The following is a 22,689-nucleotide window of genomic DNA, read 5'->3' on the forward strand; positions in this document are numbered from 1 at the left end:
TACTCCCCCTTTGGTGGTGGATCTTCAGCCGGGTACGTGGCTGATCTGGCTGATCATCTTGGTGACCAGGAAGCTGTCGAAACCCTCGGTGCCGCCTTCGCTGCCGAAGCCGCTTTCGCCGACGCCACCGAAGGGCAGTTCAGGGTGCGCCATGCCGGAATGGTTGATGTTGACCATGCCTGCCTGCAGTGCACTGGCCACCTCGTGCGCCGTGGCCAGCGACTGCGTGAACACATAGGAGGCCAGGCCCAGCGGCAGGGCATTGGCCATGGCAATGGCTTGCGCGGTCTGCTCGAAGGGTGTGACGGCTGCCACCGGACCAAACGGCTCCTCCTGCATCACCCTGGCTGTCGGCGACACGTCAGCGATCAGCGTGGGGGCATAGAAATGGCCGCGCTGGCCGATGCGTGCGCCGCCCGTCACAAGTTGCGCGCCCCGGACCATGGCGTCCTCTATCAGGTCATGCACCGCCTCGAAGCGGCGACCATGAATCAACGGGCCCATTTGTACGCCGACCTCCAGCCCGGAACCGACCTTGACCTGCTGCAAGGCATCAGCCAGCGCCACCACGAAGCGGTCGTAGATGCGCTTGTGAACGAAAAAGCGCGACGGCGAGACGCACACCTGACCGGCGTTACGAATCTTCATTCGCGCCAGCAGACGCGCCGCCGCATCCACCTCGGCATCGTCGAACACCAGTACCGGCGCATGCCCGCCCAGCTCCATGCTCATGCGCTTCATATGCAGTGCCGCCTGGGCGGCCAACTGGCTGCCCACGGGAATGGAGCCTGTGAAGGAGATGGTACGCACCAGAGGCGAGGCAATGAGCTGCTCCGAGATCTCCGAGGACACGCCCCAGACGATATTGAAGACGCCCGCCGGCAACCCGGCATCATGGAACAGCCGGGCCATCAGTACGATGGCCGCCGGTGACTCCGACGGTCCCTTCAGGACCACAGTGCAACCTGCCGCCATGGCCGCCGCCACCTTCTTCATAGCCTGGCCGAACGGGAAATTCCACGGGCTGATGGCAGCACACACGCCCACCGGCTCTCGCACCACCATCTGCCGCACCTCCGGATGGCGTGCGCCGACCACGCGGCCATACAGGCGGCGGCCTTCCTCGGCGTGCCAGTCCAGGTGTTCGGCGGCATTGAGGATCTCGGCCACGGCGTCGGCCAGGGGCTTGCCATTATCCATGGTAATGGCCGGTGCCATCGCCTGGGCGCGTTCACGCGCCAGCGTGGCGGCGCGGCGCAAAATGTCGGAACGTTCCAGCGGCGACACCTGGCGCCATTGGCCGAAGGCCGCGTGGGCCGCTTGAATGGCGTCCTCGATATCAACTGCCTCGGCCCAGGGCAATCGCCCCAGCACCTCGCCGGTGGCAGGGTCGCGCACCTCCTGGTAGCGGCGGCCGTCGAGGCCATGGAAACGTCCGTTGATGTAGAGCTGCAGATCGGGATACATGGATCACCTTGAAGAGGAAAAGACCGATACGCACAGGACGTACCGGCAAATACACAGGCAGGAAGCAATGGCGTCAGCTGGCCACGCGATCGAGGAAAAGGCGCATCACCGCAGGCGCATCGTCGGCCCGGCCGGCAGCGGCGATGAAGCGGTCGGGACGCAGCAGGACCCAGTCCACGCCCTTTTCCTTGAACCAGGCGTTGAGTTTGTTTTCATGGTCCTGGATCACCACGCCGGAACTGCACGGCGGTGCACCGCGTGCCCCGCTGCGCGAGCGTACGCCCTGCAGGTAATTGCAGCCGAACGCTTCCATGCGGCGACGCAGACCGGCATCCAAGGTCGGCCCGGCCAGCACATCGCAGCGCCAGCTCAAGAGCGTGAAGCGACTACCGCAGATGTCATCCAGACGCAGCACTTCGCCGCTGCCGGTTTCCACCAGCGACTGCAGGAACATGCGTCCAACCAGGTCCTCACGATTGCGGGCGTCGCCCTGCATCACGGCCTGACTGCTGAAGCTGGGCATGGGCTTGAATTTCATCTGCAGCACGTAGTCGCGTACGCGCGGGATATCCTTGATAGCGAGGAAGAAGCGGTCACGGCACCAGGCTAGCAGACGATTCTTCTGCGACAGCACGGCACCGAACAAGTCGGCCAGATCGATCATGGCCTTGACGTGGGCATGGCGCTCGTCGTGGTAGCTGGCCAGCAGTTCCGGCTTCATCCGCCCCTCCAGTACCCAGGCCAGTTTCCAGGCCAGGTTGAAGGCGTCGCGCAGTCCTGCATTCAAGCCCTGCCCGATCCAGGGCGGCGTGATATGGGCGGCGTCACCGGCCAGGCAGATCCGGCCGCAGACCAGCGAAGCGGCTACCCGCGAGTTATGCGTGTAAACACGCGCGCGAATGATATTGAGCGCATCGACATCGGCCACGTGCTCGCGCAACAGTTCGCGCACCTTGGTCGGCGCCAGCATCTGCTCGCCATCCTCGCCGGGAAACAGCATGAACTCCCAGCGCCGCACGCCGTAGGGCAGCGCCAGGCATACGTAGGGACGCTGCGGCTCGCAATGCAGGGCAGTATAGGGCGCATCCAGAGGATCGCTGTCGCACTCGATCACCACCCATTTGGCGGGATGAGTCTTGCCCTCGTAGGGCAGCTTGAGAATCTTTTCACGCACCGTGCTGCGCCCGCCATCGCAACCCACTGCGTACTGCGCGAGCAGCTGGCTCTGCACACCCTGGGCATCGAGGAGAGTGGCCAGCACGCCCTGCTCGTGCTGCACCAGATCCAGCAGTTCCACCCCGGAGCGCAGCGCCACATGCGGGAACCGCAGCAAGCCCTGGCGCAGCGTGGCCTCGCCCAGTGGTTGCGAGAACAGGTTGCGGCGATACCAGCCGAATTCCCGCGTACTAGGCTGGATCTCGGCGAAGCAGCGGCGCCGGGCGGTGTACATGCGCATGGGGACGTTCTGGATCACGTCGCGCACGATGGCGTCGGCCATGCCAGCGGACTGGAAGGTGCGCAGCGCTTCATCATCGATGCCCACCGCACGCGGATAGTCGAGCACGTCAAGGTTGCGTTCGATGACGAGCGTGGAGATGCCATAGGTGCCCAGCAGATTGGCCAGCGTCACACCGACCGGCCCGGCGCCGATGATGAGCACCTGGGTCTGTGGCGCAGCGCTCATGCGGCACTCCCGACAGCCGGTTCCGGCGCACTGATGAGCAGGCGGCTCTCCTGCTGCACCAGCAGGCCGCGCACCTGCTTGCGGAATTCGGCAAAGGCAGGATCGGCCAACAGTGCCGTGCGGCGACGGGCGCGCTCCTCCAGGCTGTCGAAGGCCCAGTGGTACACCAGTTGGTTGAGGTCGCCGCTCTCGGGAATCATCATCGCCACCAGATGCCCCAAGAGGCGCACCTGATGGACGCGGCCACATTCGTTGTAGATGCGCACGTACTCGCGCACGCCGCCCGGCACCATGGTGTAGGTGCGCAGTTCATGGATCATGGTGTCCTCTCCGCCCTGGTCGTTCTTTCTTCCAGCAGGAAGGGCCGTACCGCGTCGGCGAAGGCTTCCGGCTGGTCGTCGTGGATGTAGTGGCCGGCATCGGCAATGGTGCAGGTGCGGATGCGCGGATTGAGCTGGCGCATCTCGGCGGCGATCTCGGCGGACAGGTAGTCCGAGCGTTCGCCGCGCACCACCAGCGTGGGGCAGCTCAGCGCCATAATGTGCGGACGCAGGTCGACCACGCGGGCGATGTCGGGCATCAGGCGCGTGGCGCTGATGCCGACATGGTCGTAGCGCCACGTATAGCCGCCCTCTGCTGTGGGCTTGAGCATGTTGTCCAGGCGCTGCTGGCGCGCTTCTTCGGTCACGCTGGGACGCAGCGCGCGCATGAAATCGCTAGCCTCCTCCCAGTTGGCGAAATGGCTGGGCGTGGTGGCCAGTTCACGGCGGATGCGGGTGGCACCGGCGCTGCTCTCGAAGGCGCCGGGACCGGCATCCTCGATGATGAGACGACGTACACGTCCCCGGTGCCGCGCGGCATAGACGATGGCATTGATGCCGCCCATGGAGTGCCCGAGCAGGTCGAAGCGGTGCAGTCCCAGCCGCGCCACCAGCGCTTCAATATCGGCCACGTAGGCATCGGTGTAGTAGTTGCAGCCCGGGTCCCAGTCGCTCTGGCCGCGCCCGCGCTGGTCCAATGCGATGCAGCGGTAGCCGACCGGCAGACGCTGCACCAGGTCGGCAAATGTCTCTCCATAGCCGCGGATGCCGTGCAGGAGCAGTAGAGGGAAATCCTGTGCATCGCCCCATTCGGTCACGTGGAACTGCAAACCCGAGAGGGTCAGCCAATAGTCTCTGTGCTGCATGATGGTCTCCGTGATCTCTGCGTGGCACAACCTCAGACCAGGCCGTCGAGCCCCTTGACCTCGGATGCCTTGAGGCCACCCAGGCGGGCATTGAGGCGGCCACGCGTAGCGAAGGCCCAGATCAGCACCACTTCATCGCGGTTGGGACCATCGTTGAACTGGGCGCTGACGGTGTCGTAATGGGACCGCACATACAGTGCATCCTTGTGCGCCAGCGGTATATCGATGATGGTGCCGGGTCCGCCGCGCTTGCCGGTCGAAGGGACCCAGGACTTGCCACCGCCGATACCGTCGCGTACGGGATTGGCAGCCGGGTTGGTCAGCAACGCATTACCGTGTTCGTATTCACCATCCACCCCCACCAGGCAAGCCTTGCCATAGCTCTCGATGGGCTGGCCCTGGGCCGCATCGCGGATGCGGCGCGCGAATTCCTGGCCCAGCAGCGGCGAAGGTTCGATCCAAGCGGACAGGTCCTCGACATACTTGCCAGCGAAAGGATTGTGGAGGCAGGCGGCAATGACGATCTTGCGCAGCGGTGCGCCATCGGCCTCCTGGCCGGTCTCACCGGCCAGGATGTCTTCGATTTGGAGGAACCACTTGCGGATATGGAAGTTGGCGAAATTGGGAGTCTTCATGGAACGTCCTTGGAAGGAGGCAATACGGTGCAAGGGAATAAAGGAAATAAAGGAGACTCGCGCCGCCTTACAGCGGATCGAGATGGAAGCTGTCGCTGGGGGCGTTGTACTGGCCCAGCAGGCGCTTGCCTTCCTCGTCATCGTGCGCGGTCTCGAAGAAGAATTCGAAGCGGTGACCGTCGGGGTCATGGAAATAGATGCCATAGCCGACTTTGTGATCGGTGATCTTGAAGATCTCGATGCCCTTGGCCAGCAACATGCCGTAGAGGCGACGGAATTCCTCCATGTCGCCCTCCACCTCCAGGCCGTAGTGCTGCATGTTGACCTCGCCACGTACGGCCTGACCGGGTTCGTCCACGCGGATGAGCGCGATGTCGTGGTGCTTCTTGCCGAAGGACAGGAAGACCCAGCGCTCGGCGCGGGCCGTGACCGTCATGCCCAGCACGTCTTCATACCAGGGTGCCGAAGCGTGCGGGTCCCTGACGAACAGGGCCAGGTGAGTGCGGCGGATGCGCGGCCTGATCGCCGCAGCGGTGTGCGCAGCAGCGGCGGTGGTGGCGGTTGCGGACATGAGACCCTCCTGTGTCTAGTCGATCGATTGCGGATGGGCATGCACCGGGGCCACGAAGGGCGTCCACGCCACCGAGGTGATTTCGCTGAAGTCGCGCCATTCCTTGTACCAACTGCGTCCGCCATCGGTGGAGCGCAAGAGATAACCATACTTGGTGCCGGCAAAGAGCAGTTGCGGGTCCGATGGATGGCCACCGAACGCCCACACCGTGGAATTGGGTGCGGTGTGCAGCACACTGAGTTGCCAGCTCTGGCCGCGATCCTCGGAGCGATAGATGCGGGTGCGTGTACCGGGCGTACCATCGCCGATGGCCAGCAGCAGTTGATTGCCCTGCGGATCCAGCGCCTGGATGGTGCGGGTGTAGTACATGCCGTCGAAGCGCTCCTTGGAGGCCTTGGCAGTGAAGCTGGCGGCATCATCACTGCTCTCGCAGACCGAATTGACGGTCACCACCACATGCTTGACCGGTGCATCGGCGGTGGCCGGCAGCACGGTGATGGCATGGATGTCGGAATTGTTGATGCCACGGCCCGGTGTGTCGATGCGGGTCCAACTATCGCCTTCGTCATTGCTGCGCCAGGCACCGCCCTCTTCCACACCGAACCAGACTTCCTGCGGTGCATCGGCGCGCACGAAGATGGTCAGGATGCGCGGCTTGTGCACGCCCGAGCAGAATTCCGGCAGCTCCACATCCAGTTGTTGCCACGACAGGCCACCGTCGCGTGAACGGAACATGCAAGCGCGCGACGGTGCGCCGGTACCGGCAAAGACCAGTTTGGGGTTGCTGGGGCTGAAGGCGATTGACCAGACGGTCTGATCATCGGCGGGCGAGGCAATGCGCTTGAAGTGCGCACCGCCATCGGTGCTCAGGCAGATGCCGACATCGGCACCGGCCAGTACCCGTGCGGGGTCCGACGGATCGACAGCCAGGCTACGTACCACGCCGTCGAATTCGATGGCTTCCTTCAGGCCCAGGCGGTGCCAGGTCGCACCATTGTCGACACTGCGCACGATGCCTTGGCCGGCGGTGCCGACCAGGATGGTTCCTTGCATGATGAGTTCCTCTTCAGTCTCTCGGGTTCGAGTCAGATGTAGATGCCACGGGTGATGCCGCCATCCACCGCAATGGATTCGCCGGTGATGGCCGCCGCACGCGGGGAAGCCAGGAACAGTACGACGTCGGCGATCTCCTCCACCTGCAGCACGCGCCGGATCGGCGTGGCCTTGGCATAGTTCTGCTCGACCTGCTCGGGAGTCAGGCCCTGCAGCTTGGCTTCCTTCTCGTACAGCTCGTGGATGTGCGGGGTCTCCACCACGCCGGGATGGATCACGTTGACAGTGATGCCGTCCGGTCCGAGCTGATCCGACAGGGTCTTCGTCAGATGGCAGATAGCCACGTTGCGCATGCCGGACAACTGCTTGCTGCCACGGCCGGTAAGCCCGCCGATATTGATGATGCGACCGTACCCACCGCTGCGCATGTGTGCACAAGCGGCTTTGGCAAAGCGCATGTAGCCGACCACCTTGATGTTGATGTCTTCCAGCAGTCCCTCGGCACTGGCGTGCTGGATTTCCGAACGCACCAGGCCACCCGGATGGGCCGCGCCATTGACCAGGATATCGATACGGCCGAAGTGCCGGGCAGCGTGCGCCACGGCAGCCTCCACCTGGACGGTATTGCTCACGTCGGCGGCCACGGCGATGACTTCGGCGCCGGTGCTCTGGCTCAGCTCGCTGGCCACTTCTTCCAGCTTGTCCTTGCTGCGCGCCACGATGGCCACGCGCACCCCTTCGCGCGCCAGCGCTTCGGCTACCGCCCGTCCGATGCCCAGGCTGCCGCCGGTGACGATGGCGGCCTTGCCTTGCAGATTCAGTTCCATGCTTGCTCCTTGTTCAGTGCCGTGTATGACATTACGTCGCTAGGGAAAATGATTTACAGCGCCATCTCGATGAGGGTCGGTCCATTAGCAGCGAAGGCAGTCTGCAACTGCTGCTGCAATTGCTGCGCAGTTTCGGCACGTACGGCCGGCACGCCATAGGACTGCGCCAACCCGACCCAGTCGATGCGCGGGTGATCCAGCGCGGTCATCTGCGCGGCGCGCTCGCCCAGGGAAGCGCCATCGCGGCGCAGTTCGTTGCGCAGGATGGCGTACTGGTGATTGGCGGCGATCAGCACCACCACCCTGGCGTTCTCATGGGCCAGCGACCACAGGGTCTGGATGGTGTACTGCGTGCTGCCGTCCGAGAGCAGGCCGACCACGGTGCGCTCGGGGCAGGCCACCGCCGCGCCCAGCGCCACCGGCAGGCCCTGGCCGATGGCGCCGCCGGTATTGGTGAGCACCGTATGCGCACGGGCCGCATCGGAGACCGCATAGAAGGGATAGCCGCAGGTACCGCCCTCGACTGAGACAATGGCTTGCTCCGGCAGCTCGCGCGCCAGGACGGAGGCAATCTTCTGCGGCGTCAACTCGCCCTCCGGCAGCGGCGGCAAGACATGCTGCGGCATCACGTAGGCGGGCGCACCGAGCGCATCGGCCAGTTTCTCCACGCGCACAGCCGCAGGACGGCCAGGCAGGCTGATGGTCAGCAGGCGCTCCGGTGTCACCAGCGCGCTGGGATGGCCGACATAGCCAAAGTAGGTGATCGGTGGGAGCGCGCCTACCAGCACTACCAGGTCTGCCTCGTCGAGGATCTTGCGGGCCGGTTCGGGGAAATACGGCAAGCGATCAAAGGAGGGCAAACCCTGGCCGCGCTCGGCGCGGGCCGGGAAGGTTTCAGCGTAGACGCCGCATCCAATGTGCGCCGCGATGCGCGCCACGGCACGCTGGGCGCGAGATCCCAGGCCGCTGTCCTCACCTCCCCCGCCCAGCAGGAACACCACGCGCTGCGCACGTTGGAGAAGCGCCAGCGCCTGGGCGGGCTGGTAGTCATCGGCGGGTCCGGTGTCGTCTTCGGTGGCAGCAGCCGGAGGGGCCGCCTCCATGGCGGCGAACTGGAAATCCGCCGGGAAGATCAGCGTGCTGCCCTGCCCGCCCGCCGCCAGGCTCTGACGTACGGAGGCGGCGGCGGCGGGGGCGATGTCCTCGGTGCCGGTGATGCGGTGGACCCAGCCCGAGACCGGATGTGCCAGCGATTCGATATCCGAGGTCAGCGGTGCGTCATAAGGCAGGTGCCAGCTGGTGTGGTCACCGATGATGTTGACAATGGGCGTGCGGGCGCGGCGGGCATTGTGCAGGTTGGCGATGCCATTGGCAAAGCCCGGTCCCAGGTGCAGCAGCGTGCTGGCCGGACGACCCAGCATGCGACCATAGCCATCTGCGGCGCCGGTGCAGACGTTTTCCTGCAGCGCTACCACACAACGCAGCTTGGGGAAACTTTCCAGTCCTCGGACCAGGTCCAGTTCGGTGGTACCGGGATTGGCGAAACAGGTGTCCACGCCTTGGTCCAGCAGACCGGCCCATAAGGCCTGCGCTCCAGTGTATCGGGTCATTTCTTTTCCTTTGCCGCCAGCGGCCAGCGCCGCGCTCGGGCGCTTCTAAAGAATCGGGCAGACCAGCCGGGCCACGGCAGCAGGCTGGTTTGCGGCATCGCAATCAAGTCAAAGAAAATCGTGTATTCTCGTATAGACGAAATATGTACATAATTATTCTCACCAGATCGATTATTTATTGCTTGATTTTGAATATAAGAGATTTGTGCAATATATTTGAGCCCAAATCGGCAATTGATGACCGCGGCGCGTTCCCGGCGCGCGAGTGGACGTACAATGCCTGCCACCGGGCCGCCATTGCCCTTACTGCCCTAGACCATGAATAGCCTGAGCCGCATGCTGGACGTCCTGACCCTGTTCAAGCCCAGTCAACCCGTGATCGACATCGACATCATCTGTGCCCAGTTGGGCTATACCCCGGCCAGCGCCTATCGGTATGTGCGCGAGCTGGGCCATGCCGGCCTGCTGGTAAAGATGCCGCGAGGTTATGCCGTAGGACCGAAGGTGATCGAACTGGATCGCCACATGACGCAGTTCGATCCCCTGCTCTCAGCCAGCCGCGACATCGTCGGTGACCTGGTGACGCAGACCGGGCTGGAACTGTTGATCAGTGAGCTGGTTGGATCGACCGTGATCAACATCCTGCAGGAGTCGGGCAACAATGATGCGCGTCTGAACTATGGGCGCGGGACCCCCATGGATCTGTTCCATAGCGCTACGGCGCGGGTGATCCTGGCTTATCTGCTGCCGCGCCAGTTGCGCAAGCATTTCGATGGAGCCAGTGCCGAGGAACTGCAGCTGGTGGGGAGCAACTGGAAGGAATTCTCGAAGGTGATGCTGAAGATTCGCAAGGACGGCTATTGCATCAGCGAAGGTGAATTGGACCCCGGCAAGACTGGCATCGCAGCACCCATCTTCGACGAGAGGCAGCGCATCCTGGGCAGCATCACGCTGGCCGGCAATACCGAGCGGGTCAATGCCTTCAACCGTGACTTCCTCTCGGGACTGATCACCGATGCGGCGCGCAAGATCACGGCGCGGATTGCGGGCTGAACAGTTTGCCCCAAAAGCGAGCTGCGAATCGAAAAATTTCGCTCTACGACAATTGGGAACGATGGATAGGTGAATGGAGTTCAGACCGCGCGTGGATATTGCAGGAAGGCCTGAGTGTAGACGATCTCCCACAGCCCCCTCACCGCAAAGGCGCCAAATCAGGGCTGACGGACCACATCCATCAACCCCGCATCAATTACTGAAACACCTTCTGCCCCACCCTGCGCGCCGTCTGCGACGGCAACTCCCCAAAAAGCTCCTGGTAATCCTCTGCAAAGTGGCTCAGATGGAAGAAGCCCCAGCGCGACGCGATGTCGCCGATCGAGGATTCCTGGTTGGTGGTGGACAAAAGTTCGCGCCGCACGCCGTTCAGCCGCACGCACCGCAGGTAATTCAAGGGCGTGGTCTCGGCCACCGTCTGGAAACTGTTCTGCACCGTGCGGCGGCTCACCTGCAGGCGCTGGCACACCTCGAAGATGCTCGGCACATTGGCCGCATCCACGATGGCCTGGCGATGCAGCTTCTCCACAATGTAACTGCGAGTGGTACTCATCTGGCGGACGGGATCGCAATCCGGTGCCGACAACAAACCCAGCAACTCACCCAGCAATGAGGACTCCAGCGCCTGCTCACGTTGCTGCGCGTGTGCATCGGCCTGCCATTGTCCGTCATCAATCTGCAGCATCGAATGCGAGAAGATGTTGAGCAGCCGTTCGCGGCAAGCGCGCAATCCCTTGGGAGGTACCTTGATGACCGGCTGCCGGAGCAAGGCACTGATGCGATCGGGATCTGGCATCTGGTGCAGGTGCTCCTCAAACAGGTCACGATCAAAGGTCAGCGACAAGAGATCGGTGTCCATCGGCATGTGGAACATGAATTCCTCGCCGCCCTGCAAAAACAAGATGCTCTTGTCATCCGCTTCACGCCCCTGCACGTGCGCCGCGCCCGGTGCAGCAATCGGGAAGGCAAAGCAGATCTGGTCCCGCGGCGCCTCGCCATGCTGAACCACACGCTTGTTGATGCGCTCGCGAAAAGCGTGGCAGCGCCGCGTCGATAACTGCATCAGCGAGCTCTCCAGCTTGCCGGCGGAAATCTGTGCATACGTCTGCTTCCACGCGCCAATGGCGGCAGCGTGCACATGCACATCCTGAAAACGGTGAATGCTTTGCAACATGGTCTCTCTCCAAGTGAGCCGCGATTGCTCCCGCGAACGTGGCTCTGTCTCCATGCATTTAACGTGCCTGCATTTTTGATTTTTTGATTTTTTTGATCAAAGTCTGCAACGGTAACGAGGACTGCTCCGAAAGCGGGTCCAGGGGCCGTGCGGCATCGGGCTTATTTACTTCTTTTTTTGCAAATTTATCTTAATGCGAGAAATTAGCAAATACTTTTACAAATTTCAAAGATTTGATGATGCTCTTTTCAAAATAGTGCAACTTTAGTTTTTCATGCACAACATCAATGCAAGCCGGGCGACAACGGGGCAGTCAAATTTCCTATGCGGCAACGCTACCTTGCGCAAGGCGCCTGGCCCTACCGCGCGCAAAGCCTTCCGAAGCGGTCCCGACTTGCTCATTTGGGCTAACTGCGGCGCCCTGCTCTCTATACATTCTGGCTCCATGCGGGCCCGTTTGCGTAACTTCCAGCCAGCGCATGGTGCAAGTGGCCGCATCCCGTATCCCTCGACAACCATCACAACGAGAATGAGCATGTCTCTCCATCTTCAGCACTTTATTGCAGGCCAGGCCGCCGAGGCCTCCGATGGCCAGCGCATGAATCTGGTCAATCCCATCAACGAGGAAATCTATGCCAGTGCCGCGCAAGGCACTGCCGAGGACGTGGCACGCGCCGTGGCGGCAGCCAAGGCACAGCTAGAAGGCGGCGCCTGGAGCAAGCTGTCGGGCCTGCAACGCGGTCAGTTGCTGCACAAGCTGGCCGCGCTGGTGGAGCGCGATACCGATCTGCTGGCCGACATGGATGCGCGCGCCATCGGCCGCTCGCCCATGGAACCACGCATGATGGACCTGCCCAATGCCATCAGCCATCTGCGCGCCGCCGCAGGCTGGGCCAACCAGATGGAAGGTCGCACCATCCCCACCGCCGGTTACATGGGCAAGCCCACGCTGTCCTATACGGTGCGCGAACCGATCGGCGTGGTCGGCGCCATCCTGCCGTGGAATGCGCCCCTGATGATCACCAGCTGGAAGGTCGCAGCCTTGCTGGCAGCCGGCTGCACGGTGGTGATCAAGCCGGCCGAGGAGACCCCGCAATCGGCACTGCACCTGGCACGCCTGGCACAGGAAGCAGGCTTCCCGGATGGCGTCGTCAACGTCGTGACCGGTGATGGCAATCGCGTCGGCAAGGCCTTGTGCGAACACCCCGACGTGGCCAAGATCAGCTTCACCGGCAGCCCCGAAGCCGGCCGCGCCATCCTGCGCATCGCCGGTGAACAGTTCAAGCGCGTGACACTGGAACTGGGCGGCAAGAGCCCGCAGATCGTGTTCGACGATGCGCCCTTCGAGGATGCGCTGTTCGGTTGCACCCTGGGCCTGTTCGTCAACCAGGGCCAGGTGTGCGCAGCCGGTTCGCGCATCCTGGTTCAGCGCAGTCTCGCGCAGCGTTTTGCCAAGGCGCTGGCCGAGGCGGCCGCCGGCATCACCGTGGGTGACCCCAGCCAGCCCGGCGTGCGCATGGGCCCGGTGGCCAAGAAGACGCAGTTCGAACGCGTGAACCGCTACATCCAGCAAGGCCTGGAGGAGGGCGCCACGCTGCTGGCCGGTGGCGTTTCGCGCCCTGAGCGCGGCTGGTTCGTGCAGCCCACCATCTTTGCCGATGCCAACAACGGCATGAGCATCGCCCGCGAAGAAATCTTCGGGCCGGTGGGCACCATCATCAGCTTCGATACCGAAGAAGAGGCCATCGCCCTGGCCAACGATTCGCGCTATGGCCTTGCTGCAACCGTCTGGACCGGCAACCTGGCACGCGCCCATCGGGTCGCCGCCGGGGTCAAGGTCGGCGCCATCGGCGTGAACTGCTGGAGCCCGCTGGATGCGAATCTGCCCTGGGGCGGCATCAAGGACAGCGGAATGGGTCGCGAAGGCGGCCTGGCCGGTGCGCTGGCCTATACCGAAGAGAAGACCGTGACAGTGCTACTGGCCTCCTGAGGCCGCGGCAACAAGGCAGCTTTCCGCAGAAGAAATACGCGGCGCAGCGCTCGCTGTGTCGCGTTTTTTACGTCTGAATTAACGTCTGAATTGCGATACGGTAAATTGAGACGTGTTTTTCCGTATCGACAAGCGCGAGCGAAAATGAAACCGGACCTCGCAAAGCGAGGCCCGTTGAGCATCGAGCCCTTGCCGGCGACCCAGTACGCTACAGCTTGTGACTGCCCAGTGCAGCAAAACGCAACGGTGCACAGCGGCGCAGGCGGGTCGCCAGCATCATGCCGATGACGATGGCCAGAGGAATCATTGAACACAGCGCATAGGACATGGACTTGCTGGCCCCGGTAAGTACATCGAAATGGAGGATGGCCGTACACAGGATATAGAGCAAGGCCACCAGGGAAAACGCCGGCAGGATGCGAACGCGCCAGGCGCTGGCACAGGCATCAGGATGCCGACGGAAGTAGCAGATCACCGCCGCCGAGGTCATGATCATCAGCAGCATCAAGCACAGTGCTGCGAGGCTGGAAAACCAGGCGAACAGATGCAGGATGGGATTGGCGTCCAAGACCGCAAAGAGCGTCACCACCAGCGCCGCAATGGCACTCTGCAGGGCCGATCCCATGTGCGGGCTCTGGTGGGTCTTGTGAGTGGTCCCCAACAGCCGGTGCAGCAGGCCATCACGGCCAACAGCATAGAAGTAGCGCGCCGCCGAACTGTGGAAGGCCAGCAGGCCGGCATAGATGCTGATGACGAAGAGGATGCGGATGATTGCCGTGAGACCGGCTCCGGCATAGTGGTCCGACATGACGTAGATGAAGGCGGTCGGGTCCTGCATATGCTCCAGCAGCTTGACCACCTTGTCGCTGCCAGCGCCGATGATTAGCGCCCACAGCGAGATGCCATAGAAGGCACCGATCAGCAGTACCGAGGTATAAGTGGCGATGGGGATGGCACGCTTGGGATTCCTGGCTTCCTCACCGTAGATGGTCGTGGCTTCGAAACCAATGAAGGCGGCAAAGGCGAACAACAGGCCGATGGAAGGCGTGCCGCTCATGACATTGCCAGGCGCGAAGGAGTCGAGGTTGACGCCGTGGTCACCTCCTGCACGCAGGATACAGAAGTCCAGTACCAGCACCGCCAGGTACTCGGCCACCACCACTACCGCCAGCAGGCGTGCCGACAAGTCGATGTTGCGATAACCAAGCACGGCCACGCTCAGCATGGCCATGGCAGCATAAACCCACCATGCCAGTTGCAGACCGAAGACGTCGAACACGGTCGCCGACATCACCCCGCCGAACATGCCGTACAGGCCGATCTGCAGGATGTTGTAGGCGAACATGGCCAGCACCCCGGCCACGCCACCGGCCATGCCGCCCAGGCCGGCGCTGGAAAAGGCATAGAAGCCGCCGGCATTGGTGACATGGCGCGCCATGGTGGTATAACCCACCGAAAATGCCAGCAGCAGCAACAGGATCAGAAGCAGCAAGGCAGGCGTACCGGGGCCGTTGCCGAGCATGATGCCGATGGGAAATCCACCTGCGATCACGCTCAGTGGACTAGCGGCGGACACCACGAAGAAGATGATGAAACCGACGCCCAGGGCGTTTTTCCTCAAGGTGTTTTCTTCCTTGTCTTGCTTGCTGCAATCGAGCTGGCTCATCGTACCCTTACCTTTTCTGAAAACACGTGTGTCTCGTCATCGCCGGGGCGGCGGACACGTTCCGGTCCTTGCGCAGCGGCATCTTCCGTGCCCGGTGGGCAGCGTGAGGGGTGATGGCATTCTAGAGAAGTGCGGCGTTTTTCTTTAACCCAAATTGGCAGTCAGGCTGGCGCCGGACGGTACGATGACCTTGCCCTCTCCTGATGGATTGTAGGGGCCAGGAATGTGGGAAGGCTTGCAAAGGTGGGAGGAAATACGGCGACGCGACCTGCACTGTGGCAAGCCGGCCGCATTTGCTGACGAAGCGCTGACGGTGCGCTCCCGGGGGCAGAGAATCAGCCTGCCAGGCGGCGTTCGATGATCTCGTAGGCGCGCGCGTACATCATGCCTCCCCTGCGTGCAGATCGCTACGGCGGCGCCCCGCCCCCGCCACCAGCACGAACAGCAAGGGCACGAACAGCACCGCCAGCAGCGTGGCGCTGATCATGCCGCCGAAGACGCCCGTGCCGATGGCACGCTGCGTCTCGGCGCTGGCGCCGGAGGCCAACATCAGCGGTACCACGCCCAGGGCAAAAGCCAGCGAGGTCATGAGGATGGGACGCAGCCGCAGCACCGCAGCCTTGACCGCCGCCTCCACCAGGCCGGCGCCTTCGACATGCAGCTGGCGCGCGAACTCGACGATCAGGATGGCATTCTTCGCCGAGAGCCCGATGACGGTAATCATGCCGACCTTGAAGAAGACGTCATCGGGCATCTCCCGCAACATCACGGCCGCCACCGCGCCGACCAGGCCCAGCGGCACCGCCAGCATGACCGACAGGGGAATGCGCCAGCTCTCATACAAGGCCGCCAGCACCAGAAACACCACCAGCATCGACAAGGCCATGAGCATCGGCGCCTGCGCCGCCGACAGGCGTTCCTGCAGCGACTGCCCGGTCCATGCCACGGCAAAGCCGGGCGGCAACTGGCGGGCCAGATGCTCCATCTCGGCCATGGCATCGCCACTGGCCACGCCCGCTGCGGCACTGCCGGAAATGCGCACCGCCGGGAAGCCCTGGTAGCGCTGCAATTGCGTAGGCACCACCTGCCAGGACGCCTGCACCAGCTCGGACAGCGGCACCATGCCGCCGCTCTGGTTGCGCACATGCAGCTTCATCACGTCCTCGATCTGCATACGGGAACGGGCCTGGGCCTGGATGATGACCTGCTGCATGCGACCGTCATTGGGGAAATCATTTACATAAAGAGAACCCACCGCCGCCGAGAGCGTGTCGCTGATGCTGGCGAACGACACCCCGAGTGCGGCCGCCTTCTGGCGATCCACCTCAAGATGCAGGCTGGCGCCCGAAGGCAGGCCATCCGAATAGACGCCGGTGAGCTTGTCGCTGTTTGCAGCCAGCGCCAGCAGTTGCGCCTCGGCCGCCTTGAGCGCGACATATCCCTGATTGGCACGATCCTGCAGACGCATGGCAAAGCCGGAAGAATTGCCCAGTTCCTCGATGGCCGGTGGCAGCAGGCTCATCACCATGCCGTCCACGCCCTGCTCCATGGCCGCCTGCGCATGCTGGGCCTCGATCGCTGCGGTGGAACCCTTGCGCGCCTTCCAGTCCTTCAGTTCGGTGAAGGCCATCGCCGCATTGGGACCGGAACCGGAGAAACCGAAACCCAGCACTGACAGGTTGGCACCGATATCCTGGCGCGTTTTCAGATAGCGCTCGAACTGATCCACTGCGCGCGCGGTGCGCTCGGTGGTGGCATCGGCCGGCAGTTGGAAGCTGGTCATGAAATAGCCCTGATCTTCCTCCGGCAGGAAAGCCGAGGGCAGCGCCCGCAAACCCAGCACCAGCAACAGCGACAGCGCCCCATAGAGCAGCATCATGCGCAGCCCGCGCGCGATCACGCGGCCCAGCAGCGATTCATAGCGGCGCGTCAGGCGTGCAAAGGCACGGTTGAAGGCTCCGAAGAAGCCGCGCTTGTCGTGATGGCCGGGGGCGACCGGTTTCAACAGCGTGGCGCAAAGGGCCGGTGTCAGGCTCAGCGCCAGGAAAGCCGAGAACAGGATCGATACCGCCATGGCCAGCGAGAACTGCCGGTAGATCACGCCCACCGATCCCCCGGCCAGCGCCATGGGAATGAAGACGGCGGTCAGCACCAGCGTGATGCCGATGATGGCACCGGTGATCTCCCCCATCGCCTTGATGGTGGCCTCGCGCGGACCCAGGCCCTCCTCGACCATGATGCGCTCGACGTTTTCCACCACCACGATGGCGTCATCGACGATGATGCCGATGGCCAGCACCATTCCGAACATGGTCAGCACGTTGACCGAGTAGCCGGCCACCAGCATCACGGCCAGCGTGCCCAATAGCGCGATGGGCGCGACGATGGCCGGGATGACGGTATAGCGCACGTTCTGCAGGAACAGGTACATCACCAGGAACACCAGCACCATGGCCTCGATCAGGGTCTGCACCACTTTCTGGATCGAGATCTTGACGAAGGGGGCCGTGTTGTAAGGCAACGAGAACTGCATGCCCTGCGGCAGGCTGGGGCGCAGTTCTTCCATGCGTGCCTGGATCGCCGCGGCCGTTCGTACCGCGTTGGCACCGGGCGAGAGCTGTACGGCGGCCACGCCCGCAGGCTTGCCGTCTTCACGGTTGGCGAAGGCATAGGATTGCGCCCCAAGTTCGACCCGGGCCACATCGCCCAGCAGCACGCGCGAACCATCGGGCTTGGCCTTGAGCACGATGGCAGCGAACTGGTCCGGTGACTGCAACTGTCCTTGTACTGTCAGGGGAACGGAGATCTGCTGGCCCGGTACAGTTGGTGTATCGCCCAGGCGTCCGGGAGCGATCTGTGCGTTCTGCTGGCTGATCGCTGTACTGATATCTGTTACGGACAGTCCGTAGGCATTGAGCTTGAAGGGATCGATCCAGATGCGCATGGCCTGCTCGGCACCGAACAGTTGCACACGCCCCACGCCATCCACGCGGCGCAGTTCTTCGACGATGTTGCGGGCCAGATAATCGTTGAGACGAATTTCATCATAGCGGCCATCCGTCGAGGTCAGGCTGACCATGAGCAGAAAGCCCGAGGCCGCCGACTCCACGCTCACGCCGTTCTGCCGCACCGCCTGTGGCAGGCGGGCTTCGATGGCCTTGAGCTTGTTCTGTACGTCGACCTGGGCCAGTTCCGGATCGGTACCCGGCTTGAAGGTCACGGTGATCTGGGCACTGCCCGAGGTGTCGGCCGAGGATTCGAAATAGAGCAGGTTCTTCACGCCCGAGAGCTCGCGCTCGATCAGGCTGATGACGCCGTCGTTCATGGTCTGCGGCGTGGCGCCCGGATAGGTGGCATTGATTGTCACGCTGGGCGGGGCCACGGAGGGATAGCGGGCAATGGGCAACTGGCTCATGGCGATGACGCCGAAGAGCACGATGAACAGCGCGACCACCCAGGCAAAGACGGGGCGGTCGATAAAGAAGCGAGGCATGCAGGAACTCCATCGGGGGAAACACGCGAAGGACAGCACCTGTCGGTCACCCCTGGCATTTTTGCCGCGCGGGCTGCCCGACAGTACAATCGCGAGCGAAGGCGGAGTCTGGGCCATGCGCGTGAGGTTTGCGCGGTACAACGATGGAGTTTTGATGGAGAAGGCAAGAATGGCGGCAATCCAACCGAAAGCCAGCGAGGCCGCACCGGCCACGGGCGCGCTGATCCTCATCGCCGAGGACGCACCCGAGATCGCCGACATCCTCGCCGCCTACCTGGCCCGCAGCGGCATGCGCAGCGTGCATGCCGCCGATGGCACGCGGGCGCTGGAACTGCATCTTTCGCTCAAGCCGGACCTGGTGCTGCTGGATATCCAGATGCCGCAGGTCAACGGCTGGCAGGTGCTGGCGCAGATCCGGCAGCGCGACAACACGCCGGTCATCCTGCTCACCGCGCTCGACCAGGACGTGGACAAGCTCACCGGCCTGCGCATCGGCGCCGATGATTACGTGGTCAAGCCCTTCAATCCGGCCGAGGTGGTGGCGCGCGTGGAAGCGGTGCTGCGACGCAGCCTGCCGCGCGAGGAAAGGGAAGACCGGCGCATCCTGCGGGTGCCGCCGTTCGTGATCGACTTCGAACAGCACGAGGTGGTGGCCGAGATCGATGGTGTGCGCCACACGCTGGTGCTGACGCTGACCGAATTCAAGCTGCTGGCGCAACTGGCGCGCGCCCCGCGCCGCGTGTTCAGCCGCGCTGAACTGCTGGCCACCTGCCTGCCCGAGGGCGATACCCTGGAACGCACCGTGGACAGCCATGTCAGCAAGTTGCGCAAGAAACTGGAAGACCTGAACATTGGCGGCATTCCGGTGAGCATTCGCGGGGTCGGCTACCGCTTCCAGCAGGGCAGTTGAGTGACATCGCAACGAGGCCAGCCATGAAACCCGGCATCGATCTCCTGACGCTCTGGCGCGGCAAGGGCCTGGCGCGCCAGATCATCAGCTCCATCGCCATCCTGGCGCTGAGCATCATGCTCATGGTGCTGCTGGGCTCCTACGCCTTCTATTCGACTCTGTTCATCTTCCTGCCCACGGCGGCTTCGGCGCCGGATAGCTGGCTGCCCTCGCCGGTCGAATGGGGCTGGATCGTGGTGACCACGCTCATCGGCGTGGCCATCGCAGTGTGGGTAGCGATGCGCCTGTCGCGCCGTATCCTCACGCCCCTGAACTCGGTGGCCACCAGTCTGCGCCGGGTGGCGCAGGGCGACCTGGCCGCGCGCGCGGCGGCGGACCGGCAACCGCTGGATGAAGCCTCGCAACTCATCAGCGACTTCAATGCCATGGCCGAACGCCTGGAGCGGGTACAGCAGGAACGCATCTTCTGGAACGCCGCCATCGCGCACGAGCTGCGCACCCCGGTGACGATTCTGCGCGGTCGTCTGCAGGGCCTGGCCGATGGCGTGTTCCAGCCCGATCCGGCACTCTTTGCCAGCCTGCTGGTGCAGGTGGAAGGACTGGGCCGGCTCATCGAGGACCTGCGCATCGTCGGTCTGGCCGAGAGCGGTCACCTGCGCATCCAGTTGCAGCAGACCGATCTGCGCCAGGAAATCATGACGGTACTCAAGGCCTGCGAGTCGGCACTGCAAGAAAAGGGCTTCACCCTCACCCTCGACCTCCGTGCGCACGCCTCGCTCTGCGACCCGGTGCGCATTCGCCAGGCGCTGCTGGCGTTGCTGGAAAACGCCCTGCAACATGCCACCCCTGGCCCCCTGCGCATCACCACCTCGGATCTGGATGGCCAGCACTGCCTGCAGGTGGAAGACAGCGGGCCGGGGCTGGCAGCCGCCGATGCCCAGCGCATCTTCGATGCCTTCCAGCGCGGGCCGCGCGAGGACCAGGTCGCCGCCAAAGGCAGCGGGCTGGGACTGGCGGTGGTCCGCGCCATTGCCAGCGCACATGGCGGCACGGCCGATTGCCTGGCCTCCTCCCTGGGCGGTGCCTGCTTCCGGTTGCGCTGGCCGAGATGAAACGAGCGGTCGCGGAAAATCGCCAGAAGCTTCATCCTCGCGCAGACCGGGCGCCTGACCTGCCCGCATTGTCGGCACCTGCCTGAACGCTGCTTCATATCGCCCTCCAGCCCCCTCCCGGTGGGCACGGGCGCGGCCCCGCTAGTACGTCGCCAGCGCGCCTGGGACCGCCCTGGTCTTGAACGCCCCGACCAGTTCGCTGAGCTTGTGCGCCTGCCCCTGCATCGACTCGGCGGCGGCCGAGGCCTGCTCCACCAGGGCGGCATTCTGCTGGGTCACGTCATCCATCTGGCTGATCGCCTGCTGCACCTGCTCCACGCCGGCAGACTGCTCCTGGCTGGCCGAACTGATGTCGGCAATGATCTCGTTGACCCGCTGCACGCTGCTGACCACTTCGTCCATGGTGCTGCCGGCCTGGTTGACCAGGGTGCTGCCGGCATCGACCTTGCTGACCGAGTTGTCGATGAGTTCCTTGATTTCCTTGGCGGCCGCCGCCGAGCGTTGCGCCAGGCTGCGCACCTCGCTGGCCACCACCGCAAAGCCGCGCCCCTGCTCGCCGGCACGGGCCGCTTCGACGGCCGCGTTCAGGGCCAGGATGTTGGTCTGGAAGGCGATGCCATCGATCACGCCGATGATGTCGACGATCTTCCTCGACGAGGCATTGATGGCCCCCATCGTCTCCACCACCTGGGAAACCACGACCCCGCCGCGCTGTGCCACCGCTGAGGCGGCGCTGGCCAGTTCACTGGCCAGCCGGGCATTGCCGGCGTTTTGCTTGACGGTGGAGGTGATCTCTTCCATCGAGGAGGCGGTCTCTTCCAGCGAACTGGCTTGCTGCTCGGTGCGGGTGGACAGGTCCAGCGTGCCGGCAGCGATCTCGGTGGCCGAATTGTCGATGCGGTAGGCGCCGTCGCGCACATCGGTGACGATGGTCTGCAGGCCGGCCTGCATGCTGCGCAGCGCGTCCAGCAATTCGCCGGTCTCGCCCCGGATGTTGTCCTGGATCTCGGCGGTCAGGTCGCCCTGCGCCACCTGACGCGCCACCATGGCGGCATGCGCCAGCGGATCCCGGATGGCCTTGTAGACCAGCATGAGCGTACAGGCCAGCACCACCAGCGCCACGCCGATGAGGGTGTAGAAGATCATGGCCATCTTTGCCGAATGGGCTTGGGCCTGCTCGACCTGCGCCAGGGTGCGTGCATCGAGCATGGCAAAGAACTGGTCGACCGGGCGCATGATCCTGGCCTTGTTGACGTGATAGGCATGGTCGTGCATGAGCTGGCGCGCCTGTGCCAGGTCGGGTTCAGCGCGCCTGGTGAAGTTGCCCTGCGCATCTTCGTAGAGGCCCTTGACCATGTTCATGGCCACGGTCTCGGTCTTGACCAGGGCGTCCGAATTGGCCTTGGCCTCGGCCAGCTTTGCCAGCTCGGCCTCGGAGAAGCCGGCCTGGCGCATCAGGTCCAGCAAGGCCACGCTACGGCTACTGTCGGGGCGCGGCGGCTTGCCGTCGGCTGCCACAAAATCCCAATAGATGCGGCCATAGTGTTCGGGACGGGGCCGGGTGCCGTTGCGAATGGCCAGGATCGCTTCGTATTGCTTTTCATAGGACGGATCGCCAGTGACGACATAGGTCCGCGCCAGGCGGGTCAGGTCGTCCGAACTCTGGCGCAGTTCGGTGGCCAGCTGGAAGGATGCGTAGCGGCTTTCATTGGCCGCATTGAGCTTGGCGTCACTGCGCTCCAGCGCCATGGCCACGAGCGCGATGGCCAGCATGAGGGCGCTGATGACGGCGGTGAGCAGGATGAAGATCTGGCGGATGGTGAAGCGGCCTATGAGAGAAATGTTCATGAAAGCTCCGTAGAAAAGTGTGAGCGCAATCGGAACGGGACAGCCACCAGCGTTCCGAATTGATCTTGCCGAGATTTATTGCATATTTACCTAAATCAATTAATTTGATTAAAAATGACAATAAAATGACTAAATCGGTTTTTTAAATATATTTAGCGACTCAGAAAAATTCAATGATGAGCTCGGCGTTTTTTGCTTGAAAAGAACAAGGATTTTCCTGATTGACGCCGCTGTGACGGGACGCCACAAAGCCGGGCGGCCGGCCTGCCAGAGAAGGCGCGGAGGGGAATAGTGGAAGGAAGCTGTGCTGGCGCATGGTTCAAGTGCACAGGGATGTGTATATTTTTGATCTCGTACCTGCGCAGGCAGGCAAGAACACCACAAGAACACGGGGCGCTACCGGTCCAGCC

18 protein-coding genes are annotated in these 22,689 nt (G+C 63.3%); 4 read left to right on the top strand and 14 right to left on the bottom strand.

Annotation, left to right across the window (positions count from 1 at the left end; genetic code table 11):
• Nucleotides 1–24: 24 nt before the first annotated feature.
• From GWL_RS16060 to GWL_RS23445, 10 genes are all read right to left on the bottom strand, one after another.
• Nucleotides 25–1,467 (bottom strand): NAD-dependent succinate-semialdehyde dehydrogenase, encoded by a 1,443-nt coding sequence (locus tag GWL_RS16060; RefSeq protein ID WP_008332090.1) that lies wholly within the window; start codon nt 1,465–1,467, stop codon nt 25–27.
• A 73-nt stretch (nt 1,468–1,540) separates the two neighbouring features.
• Entirely contained in the window at nt 1,541–3,151 is a 1,611-nt protein-coding gene (locus tag GWL_RS16065) for a bifunctional 3-(3-hydroxy-phenyl)propionate/3-hydroxycinnamic acid hydroxylase (RefSeq protein WP_008332091.1), read from the bottom strand.
• A complete protein-coding gene (locus GWL_RS16070; RefSeq protein ID WP_008332092.1) occupies nt 3,148–3,471 on the bottom strand; it encodes an NIPSNAP family protein in 324 nt (107 codons plus the stop codon). The genes GWL_RS16065 and GWL_RS16070 overlap by 4 nt, the downstream gene beginning before the upstream one ends.
• The gene (locus tag GWL_RS16075) at nt 3,468–4,337 is read right to left on the bottom strand and encodes an alpha/beta fold hydrolase (RefSeq protein ID WP_008332094.1); all 870 of its coding nucleotides are present in this window, start codon (nt 4,335–4,337) and stop codon (nt 3,468–3,470) included. The genes GWL_RS16070 and GWL_RS16075 overlap by 4 nt, the downstream gene beginning before the upstream one ends.
• Before the next feature lie 32 nt (nt 4,338–4,369).
• Nucleotides 4,370–4,972 (bottom strand): amino acid synthesis family protein, encoded by a 603-nt coding sequence (locus GWL_RS16080; RefSeq protein ID WP_008332095.1) that lies wholly within the window; start codon nt 4,970–4,972, stop codon nt 4,370–4,372.
• Between the two features lie 67 nt (nt 4,973–5,039).
• On the bottom strand, nt 5,040–5,543 hold the full coding sequence (locus GWL_RS16085; protein WP_008332096.1) for a VOC family protein: 504 nt from the start codon (nt 5,541–5,543) through the stop codon (nt 5,040–5,042).
• Between the two features lie 15 nt (nt 5,544–5,558).
• A complete protein-coding gene (locus GWL_RS16090) occupies nt 5,559–6,596 on the bottom strand; it encodes a glycosyl hydrolase (RefSeq protein ID WP_008332097.1) in 1,038 nt (345 codons plus the stop codon).
• Nucleotides 6,597–6,628: 32 nt separating this feature from the next.
• Entirely contained in the window at nt 6,629–7,423 is a 795-nt protein-coding gene (locus GWL_RS16095; RefSeq protein ID WP_008332098.1) for an SDR family NAD(P)-dependent oxidoreductase, read from the bottom strand.
• A 53-nt stretch (nt 7,424–7,476) separates the two neighbouring features.
• Entirely contained in the window at nt 7,477–9,033 is a 1,557-nt protein-coding gene (locus GWL_RS16100) for an acetolactate synthase large subunit (RefSeq protein WP_008332099.1), read from the bottom strand.
• Complete coding sequence (locus tag GWL_RS23445) at nt 9,030–9,320, bottom strand: hypothetical protein (RefSeq protein WP_157174260.1); 291 nt, start codon at nt 9,318–9,320, stop codon at nt 9,030–9,032. The genes GWL_RS16100 and GWL_RS23445 overlap by 4 nt, the downstream gene beginning before the upstream one ends.
• 31 nt (nt 9,321–9,351) lie before the next feature.
• Between GWL_RS23445 and GWL_RS16110 the strand changes: the two genes are divergently transcribed.
• A complete protein-coding gene (locus GWL_RS16110; RefSeq protein WP_008332100.1) occupies nt 9,352–10,086 on the top strand; it encodes an IclR family transcriptional regulator in 735 nt (244 codons plus the stop codon).
• A gap of 196 nt (nt 10,087–10,282) precedes the next feature.
• Here the strand turns inward: GWL_RS16110 and GWL_RS16115 are convergent, their stop codons facing one another.
• On the bottom strand, nt 10,283–11,260 hold the full coding sequence (locus GWL_RS16115; protein ID WP_008332102.1) for a helix-turn-helix domain-containing protein: 978 nt from the start codon (nt 11,258–11,260) through the stop codon (nt 10,283–10,285).
• A gap of 535 nt (nt 11,261–11,795) precedes the next feature.
• Here GWL_RS16115 and GWL_RS16125 point away from each other — a divergent pair.
• Nucleotides 11,796–13,250, top strand: a complete 1,455-nt coding sequence (locus GWL_RS16125; protein ID WP_034351269.1) for an aldehyde dehydrogenase — start codon at nt 11,796–11,798, stop codon at nt 13,248–13,250.
• 208 nt (nt 13,251–13,458) lie between these two features.
• Here the strand turns inward: GWL_RS16125 and GWL_RS16130 are convergent, their stop codons facing one another.
• Both GWL_RS16130 and GWL_RS16135 read right to left on the bottom strand, forming a co-directional pair.
• Complete coding sequence (locus GWL_RS16130) at nt 13,459–14,916, bottom strand: APC family permease (RefSeq protein WP_008332106.1); 1,458 nt, start codon at nt 14,914–14,916, stop codon at nt 13,459–13,461.
• A 382-nt stretch (nt 14,917–15,298) separates the two neighbouring features.
• Nucleotides 15,299–18,409: a multidrug efflux RND transporter permease subunit gene (locus GWL_RS16135; protein ID WP_008332108.1), complete on the bottom strand. Its 3,111-nt coding sequence runs from the start codon at nt 18,407–18,409 to the stop codon at nt 15,299–15,301.
• A 169-nt stretch (nt 18,410–18,578) separates the two neighbouring features.
• Here GWL_RS16135 and GWL_RS16140 point away from each other — a divergent pair, with 169 nt between their 5' ends.
• Together GWL_RS16140 and GWL_RS16145 are read left to right on the top strand one after the other, a co-directional pair.
• On the top strand, nt 18,579–19,319 hold the full coding sequence (locus tag GWL_RS16140) for a response regulator (protein ID WP_050978128.1): 741 nt from the start codon (nt 18,579–18,581) through the stop codon (nt 19,317–19,319).
• 23 nt (nt 19,320–19,342) lie between these two features.
• Nucleotides 19,343–20,431, top strand: coding sequence for an ATP-binding protein (locus tag GWL_RS16145; protein ID WP_008332111.1), 1,089 nt, complete (start codon nt 19,343–19,345; stop codon nt 20,429–20,431).
• Between the two features lie 141 nt (nt 20,432–20,572).
• Here the strand turns inward: GWL_RS16145 and GWL_RS16150 are convergent, their stop codons facing one another.
• Complete coding sequence (locus GWL_RS16150) at nt 20,573–22,279, bottom strand: methyl-accepting chemotaxis protein (RefSeq protein ID WP_008332113.1); 1,707 nt, start codon at nt 22,277–22,279, stop codon at nt 20,573–20,575.
• Between the last annotated feature and the right edge of the window lie 410 nt (nt 22,280–22,689).

Origin of the sequence: Herbaspirillum sp. GW103, from assembly GCF_000261365.1 — a bacterium.
Taxonomy (GTDB): Bacteria; Pseudomonadota; Gammaproteobacteria; order Burkholderiales; family Burkholderiaceae_D; genus Herbaspirillum.

Bases quoted from the DNA above. Each gene is read 5' to 3' on its own strand.
- GWL_RS16060 (WP_008332090.1), bottom strand. From the start codon at position 1,467: ATGTATCCCGATCTGCAGCTCTACATCAACGGACGTTTCCATGGCCTC.
- GWL_RS16065 (WP_008332091.1), bottom strand. From the start codon at position 3,151: ATGAGCGCTGCGCCACAGACCCAGGTGCTCATCATCGGCGCCGGGCCG.
- GWL_RS16070 (WP_008332092.1), bottom strand. From the start codon at position 3,471: ATGATCCATGAACTGCGCACCTACACCATGGTGCCGGGCGGCGTGCGC.
- GWL_RS16075 (WP_008332094.1), bottom strand. From the start codon at position 4,337: ATGCAGCACAGAGACTATTGGCTGACCCTCTCGGGTTTGCAGTTCCAC.
- GWL_RS16080 (WP_008332095.1), bottom strand. From the start codon at position 4,972: ATGAAGACTCCCAATTTCGCCAACTTCCATATCCGCAAGTGGTTCCTC.
- GWL_RS16085 (WP_008332096.1), bottom strand. From the start codon at position 5,543: ATGTCCGCAACCGCCACCACCGCCGCTGCTGCGCACACCGCTGCGGCG.
- GWL_RS16090 (WP_008332097.1), bottom strand. From the start codon at position 6,596: ATGCAAGGAACCATCCTGGTCGGCACCGCCGGCCAAGGCATCGTGCGC.
- GWL_RS16095 (WP_008332098.1), bottom strand. From the start codon at position 7,423: ATGGAACTGAATCTGCAAGGCAAGGCCGCCATCGTCACCGGCGGCAGC.
- GWL_RS16100 (WP_008332099.1), bottom strand. From the start codon at position 9,033: ATGACCCGATACACTGGAGCGCAGGCCTTATGGGCCGGTCTGCTGGAC.
- GWL_RS16110 (WP_008332100.1), top strand. From the start codon at position 9,352: ATGAATAGCCTGAGCCGCATGCTGGACGTCCTGACCCTGTTCAAGCCC.
- GWL_RS16115 (WP_008332102.1), bottom strand. From the start codon at position 11,260: ATGTTGCAAAGCATTCACCGTTTTCAGGATGTGCATGTGCACGCTGCC.
- GWL_RS16125 (WP_034351269.1), top strand. From the start codon at position 11,796: ATGTCTCTCCATCTTCAGCACTTTATTGCAGGCCAGGCCGCCGAGGCC.
- GWL_RS16130 (WP_008332106.1), bottom strand. From the start codon at position 14,916: ATGAGCCAGCTCGATTGCAGCAAGCAAGACAAGGAAGAAAACACCTTG.
- GWL_RS16135 (WP_008332108.1), bottom strand. From the start codon at position 18,409: ATGCCTCGCTTCTTTATCGACCGCCCCGTCTTTGCCTGGGTGGTCGCG.
- GWL_RS16140 (WP_050978128.1), top strand. From the start codon at position 18,579: ATGGCGGCAATCCAACCGAAAGCCAGCGAGGCCGCACCGGCCACGGGC.
- GWL_RS16145 (WP_008332111.1), top strand. From the start codon at position 19,343: ATGAAACCCGGCATCGATCTCCTGACGCTCTGGCGCGGCAAGGGCCTG.
- GWL_RS16150 (WP_008332113.1), bottom strand. From the start codon at position 22,279: ATGAACATTTCTCTCATAGGCCGCTTCACCATCCGCCAGATCTTCATC.